This window comes from Amycolatopsis sp. NPDC059657 (genome assembly GCF_042734395.1).
Lineage (GTDB): Bacteria > Actinomycetota > Actinomycetes > Mycobacteriales > Pseudonocardiaceae > Amycolatopsis.
The window spans coordinates 1-13,794 of the sequence record NZ_JBHWEB010000015.1; the positions used below are offsets into that span (position 1 = coordinate 1).

10 protein-coding genes are annotated in these 13,794 nt (G+C 67.1%); 3 read left to right on the forward strand and 7 right to left on the reverse strand.

Annotation, left to right across the window (positions count from 1 at the left end; genetic code table 11):
* The 6 genes from ACFV15_RS10655 to ACFV15_RS10680 all read right to left on the reverse strand — a co-directional run.
* Positions 1-1,022 (reverse strand): glycoside hydrolase (locus ACFV15_RS10655; RefSeq protein ID WP_378349972.1); only part of this gene is annotated, 1,022 nt, incomplete at its 3' end.
* Positions 1,023-1,043: 21 nt separating this feature from the next.
* Complete coding sequence (locus tag ACFV15_RS10660) at positions 1,044-2,798, reverse strand: beta-galactosidase family protein (protein WP_378349973.1); 1,755 nt, start codon at positions 2,796-2,798, stop codon at positions 1,044-1,046.
* Positions 2,791-4,311 (reverse strand): alpha-N-arabinofuranosidase, encoded by a 1,521-nt coding sequence (locus ACFV15_RS10665; RefSeq protein ID WP_378349974.1) that lies wholly within the window; start codon positions 4,309-4,311, stop codon positions 2,791-2,793. Before ACFV15_RS10665 ends, ACFV15_RS10660 begins: the two co-directional genes overlap by 8 nt.
* 4 nt (positions 4,312-4,315) lie before the next feature.
* On the reverse strand, positions 4,316-5,647 hold the full coding sequence (locus ACFV15_RS10670; protein WP_378349975.1) for an ABC transporter substrate-binding protein: 1,332 nt from the start codon (positions 5,645-5,647) through the stop codon (positions 4,316-4,318).
* A gap of 14 nt (positions 5,648-5,661) precedes the next feature.
* Positions 5,662-6,471, reverse strand: a complete 810-nt coding sequence (locus ACFV15_RS10675; RefSeq protein WP_378350058.1) for a carbohydrate ABC transporter permease — start codon at positions 6,469-6,471, stop codon at positions 5,662-5,664.
* A gap of 41 nt (positions 6,472-6,512) precedes the next feature.
* Positions 6,513-7,439 carry a carbohydrate ABC transporter permease gene (locus ACFV15_RS10680; RefSeq protein WP_378349976.1) on the reverse strand — a complete coding sequence of 309 codons (927 nt, stop codon included), beginning with the start codon at positions 7,437-7,439 and terminating at the stop codon, positions 6,513-6,515.
* 129 nt (positions 7,440-7,568) lie between these two features.
* Here ACFV15_RS10680 and ACFV15_RS10685 point away from each other — a divergent pair, with 129 nt between their 5' ends.
* Positions 7,569-8,555: a LacI family DNA-binding transcriptional regulator gene (locus ACFV15_RS10685; protein WP_378350059.1), complete on the forward strand. Its 987-nt coding sequence runs from the start codon at positions 7,569-7,571 to the stop codon at positions 8,553-8,555.
* A 97-nt stretch (positions 8,556-8,652) separates the two neighbouring features.
* Positions 8,653-9,876: a hypothetical protein gene (locus ACFV15_RS10690; RefSeq protein ID WP_378349977.1), complete on the forward strand. Its 1,224-nt coding sequence runs from the start codon at positions 8,653-8,655 to the stop codon at positions 9,874-9,876.
* Between the two features lie 3 nt (positions 9,877-9,879).
* Here ACFV15_RS10690 and ACFV15_RS10695 read toward each other — a convergent pair whose 3' ends face one another.
* The gene (locus tag ACFV15_RS10695) at positions 9,880-11,766 is read right to left on the reverse strand and encodes an RICIN domain-containing protein (RefSeq protein ID WP_378349978.1); all 1,887 of its coding nucleotides are present in this window, start codon (positions 11,764-11,766) and stop codon (positions 9,880-9,882) included.
* A gap of 277 nt (positions 11,767-12,043) precedes the next feature.
* Here ACFV15_RS10695 and ACFV15_RS10700 point away from each other — a divergent pair, with 277 nt between their 5' ends.
* Positions 12,044-13,756: a glycoside hydrolase family 6 protein gene (locus ACFV15_RS10700; RefSeq protein ID WP_378349979.1), complete on the forward strand. Its 1,713-nt coding sequence runs from the start codon at positions 12,044-12,046 to the stop codon at positions 13,754-13,756.
* The last annotated feature ends 38 nt before the right edge of the window (positions 13,757-13,794 follow it).

A 13,794-nucleotide genomic window follows, 5' to 3' on the forward strand; every position in this document is an offset into this window, starting at 1 on the left:
CTGGTGAAGTCCTGGCCGTCCTTCCAGCTGCCGCCGACCTCGCTCATCCACAACGGCTTCGCGGCGCCCTTCGCCAGGTCACGCGGGATCGGGCGATTGCCCGTGCCGTAGGTGTGCACGTTCAGCCGCGTGGCCTTGGCGCGCGCATCGGCTGACCAGCCGTTCCAGTCCGCCGCGAAGAGGTCCGGGCTGGTCTCGTCCGGTGCGGAGACGCTCGCGCGCAGGCCTGCCGCGGACAGCGCACCGGCCATCGCCGGGATCAGCTGGGACTGGACCGACGGCCCGATATGCGCGCCTTCCTGCCTGCCGCCGGTCGGGTTGCCGTCGGTGCCGAGGGTGGTCTTCCAGTAGTCGGTGTTGGGCTCGTTCAGCGCGTTCACCGAGTCGAACTTGATGTGGTGCGCCCGTTCGAGCGTTTTGGCGACCTGGGCGAGATACGCCGTGAAGTCACCGATCTTCTCGGTGCGCAGCTGTTCGTCGGTCGCCTTGAAACCGCCCGAGACGTACCCGGACACGGTGTGGAAGTACGGCGGCGAGTTGCTGAACGCCTCCCACTTCGTGATGTTCTCCTTGATCCGGTCGACCCACCAGCGCTGGTTCGGGTCCGCCGCGGGGTCGAACTCGGCCGGGTCGCCGGGCGTCCACCACTCCTTGTCCGCCCTGGTCGTGCCGGGCGGTGCCTTCCACCAGCCGGGGATCGCGCCGCCGGGGCGCAGGTAGGCGGGGACGTCCGGGGCGTTGCCGCCGCCGATGTTGAACCTGGCGATGGTGAAGTTCAGCCCGTCCGGGCCGAAGACCATGTCGGCGAGCTTGGTGCGGATCGCTTCCGGATAGCCGCCGGTCGCCTCGGCCATCCAGGCGAGGCTGGCGCCCCAGCCATCGAACGGCTGACCCCGGTAGGTGGGGTCAGGGCGAACGGTGACCGACTCGGCCGCGGTGGCCGTCGCGGCGGTCAAGCCCGTGACGGTGAGCGGTACACAAAGGACGGTGAGCAGACGGCGGAACGTGGTTCTGCGGTTCATCGGTGAACTGCCCTTCGTTCGTCAGGCTTCGGTATGTCCCAACAGCGGACGAGGCACGAAACGGGCCTCGGGTTCGAGCATGATGTCCAGTTCGAGCACGGCGATCTCGTTGACACCGGCACGCACCACCGGGCGTGGCACGTAGAGCGTCCTTTGTGGACCTCGCCGCCAGTAGCGGCCGAGCGCGAACCCGTTGACCCACACCATGCCCTTGCCCCAGCCCGCCGTGTCGAGGAAGAGGTCCGCGGGCTCGTCGAGCTCGAACTCACCGCGTATCACCGCGGGCTCGGCCACCGGTCCGCGGCGGACTTCGGCGGCGGCGGGCCGCAGCTCCGGCACGGCGTCCAGGTCGATCGGGAGTACCTGCCAGTCCAGCAGCGGTTCGCCGTGCAGGAAGGCGCCGCCGATGACGCCCTTGGGCTCCCCGATCCGGGGCCCGTAGTTGACCCTCCCCTGGTCCTCGATCAGCACGACCAGCTCGCCGTGTGCCCTCGGGAGCCGGATGGCGCGGTCCTGGTGCTCTCGCAGCAGCGTGCCTATGTGGTCGCCGTCGAAGAACACGGTGGCGCGATCGCGGATCTCGCCGAAGCTCAGTACTCCGGGCTCGTCGCTCTCGATCTCCTTGGACAGCAACGCCAAGCGCGGTGTCGGCGTGAGCTCGTCGAACGTCGGCAGCCGCTCATAGGCCTGCCAGGTTCCCCATCGCTCCGGCGACTCGAGTAGCCAGACCGCATCGCGCAGCGTGGCCACCGGCGTCGGTGCCGCACGAGCCGTTGGCGGGACGCTGTCGGGAACCTTGGCGTAGCGGGCGATCACCTCGCGGAACGCGTGGTACTTCGGCGTCGGATCACCCGCCTCGTCGAGCGGCGCGTCGTAGTCGTACGACGTGATCAGTGCCTGGTAGACGCCCTTGTCGTTTGCTCCGTTGGTGAGTCCGAAGTTGGTGCCGCCGTGGAACATGTACAGGTTGACCGACGCGCCGGCGGCCAGCAGTACCTCGAGGTCGGCCGCCGACTGCTCGACCGTCGTGGTGTGGTGGTGCGCGCCCCAGTGGTCGAACCAGCCGTTCCAGAACTCGCTGCACATGAGCGGGCCGGTCGGCTGGTGCTCGCGCAGGGTCGCGAGCCGTTCGGTGCTCTTCGAGCCGAACGACGCGGTCCGGTGGAGCCCGTCGATGCTCCCGTTCTCCAGCATCCCCGGCAACGGCTGGTCGACGGTGGTGAGCGGGACGGTGATCCCGGCCGCGCGGGTGTACTCGGTCAGTGTGGCCAGGTACAGCTTGTCGTCGCCGAACGCGCCGTACTCGTTCTCGATCTGGACGAGCAGCACCGGTCCCCCGCGGTCTACCTGGTGCGGCACCACGACTTCGTAGACCTTGTCCAAATAGGATCGGACAGCCGCGAGGTAGCGTGAATTGTACTGGCGGACACGCAGTTCGGGATCGCGCAGCAGCCAGGTCGGCAGGCCGCCGTTGTCCCATTCCGCGCAGATGTACGGCCCAGGCCGGACGATCGCGTGCATGCCGGCTTCGGCGATGAGCCTCAGGAACCGGTCGAGATCGAGGCCGCCGGTGAGGTCGAACTCGCCGGGCTCCGGGGCGTGGGCGTTCCACGCGATGTAGGTCTCGATGGTGTTGAGGCCCATCCGGCGTGCCTTGTCGATCCGGTCGGCCCAGAGGTCGGGATGCACCCGGAAGTAGTGCAATGCGCCGGAAATGATCTGCAGCGGGCGCCCGTCGAGCAGGAAGTCGTGCTCCCCGATGACGAATTCAGGCATCGCGCACCACCGGGGTCAGCCGCAGCGCGGTCCAGGACAGTGGCGGGAGTGTCGCGGTGATGACGGTTCCTTCCGGATCAAGGGTGACGGCCACGTCCCGCAGCGGGACGGGCCGGACCGGCTGTGTTTCGGCGGAGTTCACGGTGTGCCTGGTCTGGCCGTGCTGGACGGCCATGGTCCAGGTGCCGCCCAGCTCCAGCCTGATGCCGCGAACGCGCAGGCTGAGCTCGGTGGCCGAGGTGGCCGCGCGATTGGTCAGGAAAACGGCGCCATGGCCGGTCTCCTCGATGGTCACCGCGGCGTCGACGACCTCGACCCGGCCGTGCCGCTCGGTGTCGAGGGTGTCCCCCGCGACGCCCAGCCGCAGGCTGCGCCCCTTCGCGAAGGTGGAGGCGAGCCGGAACGGATGGAACGTCGTCTGCCGCCACGCCGGGCCGCCGGGTTCGGTGCGGATCGGCGCGATGACGTTCACCAGCTGCGCCAGGTTGGCCATGGTGACGCGGTCGACGTTGCGCAGCAGCGAGTTCAGCAACGAGCCGACGACCACCGCGTCGGTGATGGTGTAGGTGTCCTCGATGATCTCGGGATGGTGCCGCCACCCGCCCGCGGTCAGCCGTGGCTGCTCGACCTCGTTCCACAGCCGCTGGTCCCAGACGTTCCACTCGTCGACGCTGATGCCGACCTTCTTGTTCCCGGTGGCATCGATGATGTCCGCGGTGGCGCGAATATAGGCGTCGAGCCCGGCCCCGCTGGCGAGATAGCTTCCGACATCGCCGTCGTGCTCCTGGTAGTAGGCGTGCAGTGAGATGTGGTCGACCAGGCCGGCGGTGTGCTCCAGTACGGTGCGCTCCCACGCCCCGAACGTCGGCATCTCCGGATTCGAGCTACCGGCGACGACCAGTTCGACACCCGGGTCGATCATCCGCATCAGCCGCGCGGTCTCGGCGGCGAGACGGCCGTATTCGTCGGCGGTCTTGTGGCCCACCTGCCACGGGCCGTCCATCTCGTTGCCGAGGCACCACAGCCGGATGCCGAACGGGCTGTCAGCGCCGTTCGCGCGCCGTCTCTCGCTCAGCTCGGTGCCACCGGGATGGTTGCAGTACTCGAGCACGTCGGCCGCTTCCTGGATACCGCGGGTGCCGAGATTGACGGCGTACATCATCTCGACATCCGCGGCCGCGGCCCACGCGGCGAACTCGTGCAGCCCGAACCGGTTGGATTCGAGACTGTGCCAAGCCGGGTCGAGCCGGACCGGCCGTTCGGCGCCGACCCCGTCCTCCCAGCGGTACGCGGAGACGAAGTTCCCGCCGGGGTAGCGCACCACGGTCGGCCCGAGCTCGCGAACCAGGTCGAGCACGTCACCGCGGAACCCACGACCGTCCGATGTGGAGTGTCCCGGCTCGTGGATGCCGGTGTGCACGGCCCGGCCCATGTGCTCGACGAATGAGCCGAACAGGCGGCGCGGGACCGGGCCGATCACCGCCGCGACGTCGGCCTCGAGCTGGCTTCGCATCGGCTCATCCCGCGCTGACGGTGAAACCCTGCTGGTTGCCGTAGTCGACGAGCGCCTTTTGCCAGGCGTCCAGCCCCGGGTCGAGCGCGGAGCCGCTCACGTAGGCCTTGCCGACGGTGTCGCTGAAGACGCTGTTGGCGTAGGTCTGATACGGCAGGTAGGACCAGCCCTTCGCGACGTTCTTCGACGCCTGGGTCAGCACCTGGTTGATCTTCTGCCCGCCGAAGTAGGGCGCAGGGGCGTCGAGGAAGGCGGGCGAGTCGAGGTCGGCCGTGGTGGCGGGGAAACCGCCGCTGGCGATGAACGGCTGCACGCCGTTGCCGTGGTTGAGCCAGCGGACGAAGGCCGCGGCCAGTGCCGGGTTGGCGCTCTGCTTGAGCACAGACTGTGCGCCGCCGCCGTTCTCCGCGGTGACGGGCTGTCCGTCGTAGGTCGGCATCGGGGCCACCGCCCACTTTCCGGCGCCGCCGGGGACCGAGGTGGTGAAGTTACCCGGCATCCACGCGCCGCTGACCAGCGTGCTGATGGTGCCGTCGCCCAGTGCGCGGAACCAGTCGTCCGACCATTCCTTGACCGGGGCGAGCAGCTTGCCCTCGATCAGCTGGTTCCACTTCGCGGTCCACTTCTTGGTGCCCGCGTCGGCGAGGTTGATCTTCACGTTCCGGCCGTCGGCGGTGAACGGGTGCCCGCCGGCCTGCCAGATCATGCTCGCGGCGAACCCGGGGTCACCGGTGTCGGAGGTGATGTACTTGGCGGGGTCGGCCGCGTGCAGCTTCTTGGCCGCCTCGACGTACTCGTCCCAGGTCTTCGGCACGGTAATGCTGTATTTGTCGAAAACTTCCTTGTTGTAGAACAAGGCCATGGGCCCGGAGTCCTGCGGCAAGCCGTACAGCCCGTTGTTGACCCGCACACTGGACCAGGTCGACGGCGAGAAGTCCTTCTCGAAGGCGCCGAAACCGAACTGGTCGAGGTTGGCCAGCGAGTCGGTCAGCGCGAACTGCGGCAGCGCGTAGTACTCGATCTGCGCGACGTCCGGCGCGCCGGAACCGGCCTTGATCGCGTTCTGGAGTTTGGTGTACTCGTCCTTGTTCGTGCCCGCGTTGACGTAGTTGACCTTGACGTTCGGGTATTCCTTCTCGAACGCGGCGACCTGGTCTTTGGCGGACGGTGTCCAGCTCCAGTAGGTGATGGTCCCGCCTGCTTTGAGAGCGGCGTCGACGGAATCCTGGTTGCCGGTGGTGGCAGGCCCGGTGGAGGCACCGGACGAGCAGGCCGCCAGCGCTGCGGCCAGTGCCACGGCGACGACTGCACTGGCCCGACTACGGATGCGTGACATCGAGTGTCCTTTCCCTATTGCTTGACGCTGCCCGCGCTCAGTCCCGACTGCCAGAACCGTTGCATGAGCAGGAAAGCGATGACGAGCGGAACGATGGTGAGCAGCGAACCGGTGAGCACCAGATGGAAGATCGGCCGGGCGCCCGCGCCGTTCGCCTGCGCGCTCCACTGGTTCAGCCCGACCGTGAGCGGGTACCACTTCGGCTCGCTGAGCATGATCAGCGGCAGGAAGTAGTTGTTCCAGGTGGAGACCATGGTGAACAACGCGACCGTGACCACGCCGGGCACCAGCTGGCGCAGGGTCACCGTGAGGAAGATGCGGATCTCCCCCGCGCCGTCGATCCTGGCCGCTTCGAGGAGTTCGTCCGGGATGGCGTCGGAGGCGTACACCCAGATCAGGTAGAGGCCGAACGGGCTGATCAGCGACGGGATGATGATGGCGAGCGGCGTGTTGGTCAGCCCGAGCTTGCTGAACAACAGGAAGGTCGGCACCGCGAGCGCCGTCCCTGGAACGGCCACCGCACCGAGCACAACGGCGAAAACCGCTCTGCGGCCAGGAAACCGGTACTTGGCGAGCCCGTAGCCCGCCGCAGTGGCGAGCAGTGTCGCTCCGCCCGCGCCGACCACGACGTACAGCAGTGTGTTGCCCAGCCAGCGCAGGAAGATCCCGTTGTCGTAGGTGAACGTCTCGCCGATGTTGTCGAACAGCGCGAACGAACCGCCGAACGACAAGCCAGAGCTGGAGAACAGGGCGGACTGGGTCTTGGTCGCGTTGATCACCAGCCACGCCAGCGGCACCAGCGTGTAGATCAGGTACAACGCCATCACCGCGGTGAGGACACGGGATTTGCGTGCGGTTCGCACAGTCACATCCCCTTCCGGGTGCCGCGCAACTGGACGACGTAGGCGATGACCGCGGTGAGCACGCCCATCACGATCGCGACCGTGGCGGAGTAGTTGTATTGCTGCCCGCCGAAGGAAAGGTTGTAGGCGTACATGTTCGGCGTGTAGTACGTGCCGATCACGTTGGGCACCAGTGTGCGCATGATGTTCGGCTCGTTGAACAGCTGGAAGCTGCCGATGATCGAGAAGATCGTCGCGATCACGATCGCACCCCGCAGCGCGGGCAGCTTGATGCTCACGATGGTTCGGAACGCGCCGGCGCCGTCGATCGCGGCCGCCTCGAACAACTCCTTGGGGATCACCTTCAGCGCCGAATAGAAGATGAGCATGTTGTAGCCGACGAATTCCCAGGTGACCACGTTGCCGATCGAAGCGAGCATCCAGTTGTCCGACAACGGTTTCACGACGTCGCGGCCGAGCAGATGATTCAGGTCCGCGGCGAGCCCGAAGTGGTCGCCGTAGATGAAGCCCCACATCAGCGCGGCGACCACAGCGGGCACGGCATACGGCAGGAAGATCACGACCCGGAAGAACCCGGCAGCGTGCAGCCGGGCACTGTCGATCGCCAGCGCGGCGATCAGCGCGAGCACCAGCATGATCGGCACCTGCACCACGAGGAACCGCAGCACCCGCAGGAACGACTCCCAGAACTTCGGGTCACCGAGCACCTGCGTGTAGTTCTCCACGCCGACGAACGTCGTGCCACCGAAAAACGCCTGGTCACGGAAGAGGCTGAGCCCGATCGCATAACCGATCGGAGCCAGGAATGTTAACGCGAACACCACCACGAACGGGGCGACGAAGATCCAGCCGCGCCACTGGCGACGGCGGCGCACCCGCTTCACCGGGCTCGGCCGAGCCTGTGCGAGTGGTGCCGCTGTGGACGTCATCGTCCCTCCGGGTTCCTGCTGGATGTTTACGTCAACATTTGACAGCCGAGGGTAACGTGTTGACGTAAACATGTCCAGGATCACCACCCGAAGGAGCAACCAGTGGCGCGGCAGACCAGGACACCGTCGATGGCCGACGTCGCCAAGGAAGCCGGCGTGTCGGGCCAGACGGTCTCCCGGGTCGCCAACGGCAAGACGAACGTCGACGAGGCCACGCGCGAACGCGTGCTCGCCGCCATGCGCCGCGTCGGTTACCGCCCGAACAGCGCGGCGCGCGCATTGCGCAACGGCCGGTTCTCGAGCATCGGCGTGATCATCTCGGCACTCTCCACCTTCGGCAACAGCCGCACCCTCGAAGCCGTCACGACCGCTGCGGGGGCGGAAGGCTTTTCGATCGTGCTCATGCCGGTCACCAGGCCATCTCAGGGCGAGGTCGCGGGCGCCTTCAGCCGCCTCGACGAGCAGGCCGTGGACGGCGTCATCATCCTGATCGAACAACACCAGCTCGACGAAAGCGACATCGAACTGCCACACGCGCTTCCGGTCGTCGTCATCGACGCGGGCGGGCGCCGCGACCTTCCCGTCGTCGACTTCGACCAAGCCGAGGGAGCCGCGTCCGCCACCCGGCACCTGCTCGATCTCGGCCATCGGACGGTCTGGCACATCGCCGGCCCGCCACAGTCTTACGCGGCCGAGCGCAGGCTCAAGTCCTGGCAGGCGACGCTCGAAAGCGCCTGCCGCGAGGTGCCAACCCCGTTCATCGGCGACTGGTCGCCGCGATCGGGCTACGAACACGGTCTGAACCTGGCCGCCAACCCCGAGGTCACCGCCATTTTCGCCGCCAATGACCAGATGGCGCTCGGCCTGCTGCGGGCGCTGCACGAGACCGGCCGGTCCGTCCCCGGCGAGGTGAGCGTCGTCGGCTTCGACGACATGGAGGAAGCCGCCCACTTCTGGCCACCGCTGACGACGGTCCACCAGTCCTTCGACGAAGTCGGCGAACGCGCCGTCACGGCGCTGCTCGCCGAGATCACCGCGGGCACCCCTGCCGAACCGGTGGCGATCACCATCCCGACCGCACTCGTGATCCGGGCGAGCACCGACCGTCCCGGGTGACCCGTAAGGTCACGACGAATACCGTCGCATTATCCGAGAAACACGGAATCATCCGCGAGATAAGGAGATCCGTGTGCATCCGGGCTATAAACCCCGTATGCACGAAGCGCAGACGACGACGGCACCCCGCCAGGACGGGCAGGGGCGGACCACACCCGCGAAGATCTGCGCAGCCATGCTCTGGACCAGCGCGGCCAACCTGGCAGGCCTGCTCGCCCTTGCGCTCTGGCTCCTCTCGATCACGAACTCGTACCTGTTCGCTTCCGCGCTCTTCGCCTGTCAGTGGGTACTCCCCCTGCTGCTGCCGAAAGGGATCGACTGGCTCCGCCAAGACCGATCCCCGCGCGCCGTCGCGATCCCTGCCCAACTACTCACCGTCGCGATCTATGTGCTGCTGGCACTGTGCGTGGCAACGCGTTTCGTGCCAGGCGTGTTCTTGCTCGTCGCCCTGCACGGCTACACCGACGCGCTGACCAGGGCCGCGGCATCCCACGCCATGCGGCTCAGCGGCGCCGATCCCGAACCGGTCGACGACGCCATGGGGACGCTTGGCCGCTGGCGGCTCGTCGGCGGCTCCGCGGCGGGCGTCTTGTTCGCCTTCGTCGGCGCGACCACCCAAGCCCAGGACCTGCTGATGGCCGCCGCTGTCGTCCACGTGATCTCGGCGGTGATCTACGCCTCGGTCGCCCTGCCGGCGCGGATCCCGCCCGCCGGGTGGGCGCGCCCTGCCACGAAGGCCCGGATCCGCGACATCCTGCGGAACGAACCGGTGGCGAAGGTACTGCTCGCCCAACTCGCGATCATCACCCTCTTCCAGGGCATGCACTACGCCATCCTCGTCGCCTACCCTGGCCGGGTGCTGCACCAGGGTGGCTTGGGCATTGGCACGATCAGCGCGGTGAGCACGTCCGCGATGCTGTGCGGCAGCTTGCTTTTCACCAGCAGGTCCGTACGGAAGAGGCTGGGATCGACCAGGCCATGGGTGTTCGCTGTGGCCGCCGGGCTGCTGGCCACGGCGGCCGTCTCGCTGACGAGCCCGATACCGGGCTACGTCGTGTACTTCGTCTTCTTCCTCATTCTCGAAGCAGGCTTCCAGCGCTTCAACCAGGAGTTCATCGCGGCGATCCAGCCGGCCAACGGCCCGTCCATGCTCAGCCTGCGCGCGAGAGTCCTTTGTGGATCGATACTGGCCGGAATCGGGATGACCACACTCGGACTCGCTTTCACCACAGTCGGATTGAGCGTTTACGCGGTCTCGTACGTGGCCGCCTTCCTCGCCGCGATCGTGTACCGGCGATACCTGCTCACCAAGAACGCGTGAGTGTCAACTCAGCGACCACCGCTGATCGTCACCACCACCGCACGTCCACAGCTCGATCTTCGTGCCGTTGGCGGCGCCGTTGTCGTTCGCGTCCAGGCACAGCCCGGACACCGCGTTCGTGATCGTGCCGTTCGCGTTGACGGCCCACTGCTGGTTACGGCCGCCGTGGCAGTCCCAGACCACGACCGACGTGCCGTTGGTGGTCCCGCTGTCGTAGGCGTCAAGACATTTGCCGCCGTTGACGACCAGCTGGCCACGCTGGCGAGCCCACGTCTGGTTGGGGCCGCCCGCGCAGTCCCACAACTGGGCCTGGGTGCCGTCGACGATGGTGTTGTCGTTGATGTCCAGGCAGCGTCCGGACTGCGCGCCGATGATTTCGACGCCGGCCGTGCCCGGCAACGGCGAGATGGTGACCGTGTCCAAAGTAGACGCACCCGAGAACGTCAACGTGTTGCCACTCCCCTTGGCCAGCGAGACAATGGCCGACACCGTGCCGGAACTGACAGGCGGAAACGCGACGACGGTCGGCTGCTGGCCGTTGACCCGCAAGGTCGCCGTGGACCCACCGGCGGTGTAGGCGATCGTCGCGACGGCGAGCCCAGTGACGTTCGCGGTGACTCCGGTGAATTTTCCTGCTGTCCCCTTGTACTGGGCCGTGGTGGCCTCCGTGCCGGACACGGTCAGGAGCACCGAATTGTTGGCAGGCACGGAAACGCTGTATCCGCTGGCCGGACTGCCCGTGTTCTTCGCTGCCCACAGATCGCGCACCGCGGCGGGAGTGGTGGTCAGGCCGAGGTCGGCCCAGCGCGCCGTCATGGTCGCCGCGGCCGACGTCCGGTTCAGCAGTAGGACCGCGCGCTTTCCGGAACCTGCCAGTACTTTGCTGTACACCTGCAAACCGGGCTGGTCTTCAGCGACTTTCACGCCCTGCAGGCCCCGCGGATCCTGATCGACCGCGATCACCTCGCGGTTCTTGAGAATCGACGCGGTCGTCGCGTCCATGGTCGCGAGGTTGTCGCCTGCCAGCAGCGGGGCGCCGGAAACGGCCCACATGCCCATCTCGGTCCGCGCCGCGTCCGCCGACAGGCCGGGCATGCCGACGGTGAGCATGTCGGGATCGTTGACGTACCCGGTGTGCTGCGAAACCGGATGCTGCGCCTGGTCGAAGTTGGCCAGCGCCTGCGCCAGCGTCGCCTGCTGGCCGTAGTAGATGATGTCGGTGCTCGTCCGCCACATCGGGGCCATCCCTGGACCCCAGTTCCACGGGTTCTTCTTGCCCCAGTCACAGATCGAGAGCACCAGTTCCCTGCCGGTCTGCGCGGTGGCCGCCCGGTTGGCCGCGCTGATCGCGCGGTACGTCGCCGCCGGATCGAGCCCCTCGGCGTCACCACCACACCAGTCGACCTTGACGAAGTCGAAGCCCCACCGCTGGAACTGCACCATGTCCTGCAGGTAGTGGCCTTCGCTGCCGGAGCCCGGCGCGGCTGGCCGCCCGGTCGGGAAGTAGTAGCCGCAGCCGTCGCGACCGGCGTCAGTGTAGATTCCGGCCTTCAAACCCTTGCTGTGCAGGTAATCCGCGATCGCCTTCATCCCACCCGGCCACTCCGTGGTGTCCACGGTGATGTTGCCGGAACTGTCCCGCGTTCCCTGCCACCAGCCCTCGTCGATGTTGACGTAGGTGTATCCGGCGCTCTTCATGCCGGACGACACGAGCGCGTCAGCCTGCGCCTTGATCACGTTGTAGTCGATCTTCGCGGCGAACGTGTTCCACGAAGCCCAGCCCATCACGGGCTTGGACACGGGGACCTCGGCCGAGGGCGCGTAGCCGTCAGCCGGGGCAACTCCGCTCATCACGGTTCCGGCCGCCAGCACGAGTGCTTGCATCCCCATGAGAAGGCGCCTCAACTTACCTGGGCGAACGTTCATGACACCCCTTCTGACAACTTTGACAGGGAACGTGTTAGCGCTAACAGGACTACGCGCCGAATGCATGGTCGACGCCTCTTTCGCTCCCGTCAAGAGACCAAGGTCGGGCCACTGGGCCACCTGGGGGAGCCTGAGAGCGATCCCATATTTTGGTGGCACACAGCCTTGTCAAGGTCCGAGATATCCGGCTATCTTGCCTGGGAGCGCTCTCAGGATTGCTCTGCTCGCAAGGAGGCGATGCATGAGGCTTCGAGCGAAAAGTGTGTCCGGCGTAGCGGCCGCGACCACCTTTGTAGCCGCACTGACAACGGTGGTGCTGACCGGACCGAGTGCCGGCGCGGCGCCCGGATGCAAGGTCGACTACACCATCACCAACCAATGGGACACCGGGTTCGGCGCCACCGTGGCGATCACGAACCTCGGTGACCCGATCACCGGCGGCTGGACCCTGGACTGGGACTTCCCCGGCAATCAACAGGTGCAACAGGGCTGGAACGGCGGGTTCAGTCAGCAGTCCGCCCACGTGACGGTCCGCGACGCGGGCTGGAACGGGACACTCGGGACCGGCGCGACGGCGTCTCCCGGCTTCAACGCGGTGTATTCCGGCACCAACGGCAAACCGGTGACGTTCAAGCTGAACGGCACGACCTGCACCGGCGCGACGACCCCGACAACTCCGACGACACCCACCACGCCGGGTGGCTCCCGGGTGGACAACCCGTACGTCGGCGCGTCGGTGTACGTGAACCCGGAATGGTCGGCGAAGGCAGCCGCCGAACCCGGCGGCAGCGCGGTCGCCAACCAGCCGACGGGCGTGTGGCTGGACCGGATCGCCGCGATCGCGGGCACCTCGGCCAGCCGCGGGTTGCGCGGGCATCTCGACGAAGCCGTCCGGCAAGCGGCGGGCAGGCCACTGGTCGTCCAGCTGGTGATCTACAACCTGCCGGGCCGTGACTGCGCGGCGCTGGCGTCCAACGGTGAACTCAAGGCCGACGAGCTGGGCAAGTACAAGACAAGCTACATCGACCCGATCACCGCGATACTGGCCGACCCCAAGTATTCCGGGCTGCGGATCGTGAACGTCGTCGAGATCGACTCGCTGCCGAACCTGGTCACCAACGTCACGCCGCGCCCGACAGCCACCCCGCAATGCGACGTGATGAAGGCCAACGGCAACTACATCAGCGGCGTCGGCTACGCGCTGGCCAAACTCGGCGCCGTGGGGAACGTCTACAACTACATCGACGCCGGGCATCACGGCTGGCTCGGCTGGGACGACAACTTCGGCGCGTCCGCGACCTTGTTCGCCCAAGCCGCACGGGCATCCGGCAGCACATTGGCGAACGTGCACGGCTTCGTCGCCAACACGGCGAACTACGGCGCACTCAGGGAGCCGTATTTCACCATCAACGATTCCGTGAACGGCACCTCGGTCCGTCAATCCAAATGGGTCGACTGGAACCGCTATACCGACGAGCTTTCCTACGCGCAGGCCTTCCGGGCCGAAGCGGTACGTGCCGGATTCGCGTCGAACGTGGGCATGCTGATCGACACGTCCCGTAACGGCTGGGGCGGCGCGGCCAGGCCGACCGGCCCCGGACCGTCCACCGCCGTCGACGCCTACGTCAACGGCGGCCGGACCGACCGCCGGATCCACCTCGGCAACTGGTGCAACCAGTCGGGCGCGGGCCTCGGCGAACGTCCAAAGGCGGCACCCGCGGCCGGAATCGACGCCTACGTCTGGATCAAACCCCCAGGCGAGTCCGACGGATCGAGTTCCGCGATCCCGAACGACGAGGGCAAGGGCTTCGACCGGATGTGCGACCCGACCTACACCGGAAACCCACGCAACGGGAACAACCTCTCGGGCGCACTGCCGAACGCTCCGCTGTCAGGCCGCTGGTTCTCGGCCCAGTTCCAGGAGCTGCTGCGTAACGCCTACCCGGCGCTCTGACCACAAAAAGACTCGTGAGTGTTGCCGACGGTTAGAAC

Excerpts from the sequence above, each read along its gene's own strand:
- ACFV15_RS10660 (WP_378349973.1), bottom strand. The coding sequence starts at position 2,798 with ATGCCTGAATTCGTCATCGGGGAGCACGACTTCCTGCTCGACGGGCGC.
- ACFV15_RS10670 (WP_378349975.1), bottom strand. The coding sequence starts at position 5,647 with ATGTCACGCATCCGTAGTCGGGCCAGTGCAGTCGTCGCCGTGGCACTG.
- ACFV15_RS10695 (WP_378349978.1), bottom strand. The coding sequence starts at position 11,766 with ATGGGGATGCAAGCACTCGTGCTGGCGGCCGGAACCGTGATGAGCGGA.
- ACFV15_RS10700 (WP_378349979.1), top strand. The coding sequence starts at position 12,044 with ATGAGGCTTCGAGCGAAAAGTGTGTCCGGCGTAGCGGCCGCGACCACC.
- ACFV15_RS10665 (WP_378349974.1), bottom strand. The coding sequence starts at position 4,311 with ATGCGAAGCCAGCTCGAGGCCGACGTCGCGGCGGTGATCGGCCCGGTC.
- ACFV15_RS10685 (WP_378350059.1), top strand. The coding sequence starts at position 7,569 with ATGGCCGACGTCGCCAAGGAAGCCGGCGTGTCGGGCCAGACGGTCTCC.
- ACFV15_RS10690 (WP_378349977.1), top strand. The coding sequence starts at position 8,653 with ATGCACGAAGCGCAGACGACGACGGCACCCCGCCAGGACGGGCAGGGG.
- ACFV15_RS10680 (WP_378349976.1), bottom strand. The coding sequence starts at position 7,439 with ATGACGTCCACAGCGGCACCACTCGCACAGGCTCGGCCGAGCCCGGTG.
- ACFV15_RS10675 (WP_378350058.1), bottom strand. The coding sequence starts at position 6,471 with ATGGCGTTGTACCTGATCTACACGCTGGTGCCGCTGGCGTGGCTGGTG.